At 62.3% G+C, this 2,148-nt stretch carries 3 protein-coding genes; 1 reads left to right on the top strand and 2 read right to left on the bottom strand.

All coding sequences use genetic code 11. The features are described 5' to 3' along the window. Positions 1-1,004: oxidoreductase (locus tag HLUSI_RS0125010; RefSeq protein ID WP_040503900.1), on the bottom strand; the 1,004-nt coding region annotated here is incomplete at its 3' end. A gap of 25 nt (positions 1,005-1,029) precedes the next feature. Then, positions 1,030-1,371, bottom strand: coding sequence for a zinc ribbon domain-containing protein YjdM (locus HLUSI_RS0125005; RefSeq protein WP_016836535.1), 342 nt, complete (start codon positions 1,369-1,371; stop codon positions 1,030-1,032). A 133-nt stretch (positions 1,372-1,504) separates the two neighbouring features. On the opposite strand from HLUSI_RS0125005, the gene HLUSI_RS0125000 reads away from it, so the two are divergent. Further along, the gene (locus HLUSI_RS0125000; RefSeq protein WP_016836534.1) at positions 1,505-1,936 is read left to right on the top strand and encodes a hypothetical protein; all 432 of its coding nucleotides are present in this window, start codon (positions 1,505-1,507) and stop codon (positions 1,934-1,936) included. Positions 1,937-2,148 lie beyond the last annotated feature (212 nt).

The following is a 2,148-nucleotide window of genomic DNA, read 5'->3' as shown; positions in this document are numbered from 1 at the left end:
TCATTGTCGGCCAGGTCGATGATGGTCATGACATCGACCGCATCTTGCGCCGGCACCGGAAAAGTCTTGCCGTCCAGCAGCGTGTCGGCCAGCGCCCGGTAGAAGCCGGCGTAGTCGCCGTCCAGCGTGGCGTGCTCGCCTTGACGATCGGCGTCCCCGTCAACTTGCCTCAACCATCCCGGAGGATTCTTGCCGAAGCCGGCGTCGCCGGGACGCAAGCCTGCTTTCAGTTGATCTTCCTGTACGTCGAGACCGTTGCTCAGGTAACCGCCGCGCGTGCCGTGTACGGTAAAGCGCGACGGCGGCAAGGCGCTGAGCGCGCTGGCGTGCAGCATCACTTCCTTGTCGGCGTAATGCAATTGCAGATGGACGTAGTCCGGCACCTGGGCATTGTCGCGCTGGCGCCGCACGGTGGCCGACAGCGACTGCGGTGCGCCGAACAAGGCCAGCGCCTGGTCGATCAGATGCGGGCCGAGATCGAACAGCAGGCCGCCGCCGTGCGCCGCTTCTTCGCGCCAGCGTTTTGGAATGACCGGACGGAAGCGGTCGAAATGCGATTCGAAGTGCGTCACGCGGCCAAGCGCGCCGTCGGCGATCAGCGCTCGCAGCGTCATGAAGTCGCCGTCCCAGCGGCGATTGTGAAACGGCGCGAACAGCAGGCCGCGTTGCTCCGCCAGTCGCGCCAGTGTTTGCGCATCGCCGCCGGACAAGGTGACCGGCTTGTCGACCACGACATGCTTGCCCGCTTCCAGCGCGCGACGCGCCAACGCGAAATGGCTGTCGTTGGGCGTGGCGATGACGATGCAGGCGATGTCGTTTCGCGCGATCAATGCGTCGAAGTCCGAGACGATCCCGGCATCCGGATAGTCGGCGCGGGCGCGCTCTGCCTGCGAAGTGGCGATCACGCCGAGTTCGGTGCGCCCGCTACGGACGATCACCGGCGCATGGAAGGTGGCGCCAGCAAAGCCGTAGCCCATCAAACCCAGTTTCAATTTCGCTGACATGCAGTCGTTCCTCGCCCTGTGCGCTTCAGACTTTTTTGACGAACTCGGTCTTCAGGCCCATCTGGCCGAAGCCGTCGATCTTGCAATCGATGTCGTGGTCGCCGTCGACCAGGCGGATGTTCTTGACCTTGGTGCCGATCTTGACCACACCGCCACCGCCCTTGAGCTTGAGATCCTTGATCACGGTGACGGTGTCGCCGTCCTGCAGGATGTTGCCGGCGGCGTCGCGCCATACCTTGCCGCTTTCTTCTACCGCTTCGGCGGGCTGGGTCGGCCACTCATGGGCGCATTCGGGACAGATGTACAGGGCGCCGTCTTCGTAGGTGAATTCGGACTGGCATTGGGGACAGGGTGGCAAGGTGCTCATGATGGCTTTCGTAACGATGCGGCGGACACGCCGGATGCGCGTCGCCAGGTGCGCAGTATACCGCCCGCGCGCCCCCACACACTAGCCGCTATACTAGCCGTTGTCGTTGAATGACTTTCACGCAGGAGTTGGCATGCTGCAGTCGCTTTCCGGTATCCCCGTCCATTCGTTACGCAAGGAGTGCCCGCCGGGCGCCTGTGTATGCGATCGCGAGAGCCTGCTCGACAGCGCGGCGGCCAACCCCGACACCGACGTGCGCATACTGACGCTGACCCAGGAGCAGGAGCGCAGGCTGCTCGAACGCATCGGGCGCATTTCAAGCTACGACGATTTGCAACACGTCGCCGGACTGCTCTACAAACAACTCGGCGTGGTCTTGCGCATCGCCCCGAGCCCACGCGAAGTGCGCACCGTGCGCGGTTTCCTGATCCTGCTGGAAGAACGTCCCGGCCTGTGCAAGAAAACCCGCCAGGCAGTGCCGGCGGCAATCCGCAAATGCCTGGAAAGCAATCCCGACATCGCCTTCGCCATCCTCAATGCCCACGACCTGCTGGGCGGCGCGTGATTCCGACGTTTCTGATGTTTCTGCCGCTGCAGCCGCACCGATATATTCAGAAATCGCGTAAGCATCATCGAAAGCATTCGTTCTGCTAAAACGTCGCTTTGTTTAGTCTTGGTCCCTTGATAATTTTCCGGGGCAGGACATGACAACAAGATCGAATACATCCACAACATCGAACAAACGCCGTCTGGTATTGCAAGGCGCCGCGGCAATTA

Source organism: Herbaspirillum lusitanum P6-12 (assembly GCF_000256565.1).
Taxonomy (GTDB): domain Bacteria; phylum Pseudomonadota; class Gammaproteobacteria; order Burkholderiales; family Burkholderiaceae_D; genus Herbaspirillum; species Herbaspirillum lusitanum.
Note: the sequence above shows the minus strand (reverse complement) of the source record. Positions and strands in the feature narration are given on the sequence as shown.

Coding starts and splice junctions, on each gene's coding strand:
- HLUSI_RS0125005 (WP_016836535.1), bottom strand. CDS start 1,371: ATGAGCACCTTGCCACCCTGTCCCCAATGCCAGTCCGAATTCACCTAC.
- HLUSI_RS0125000 (WP_016836534.1), top strand. CDS start 1,505: ATGCTGCAGTCGCTTTCCGGTATCCCCGTCCATTCGTTACGCAAGGAG.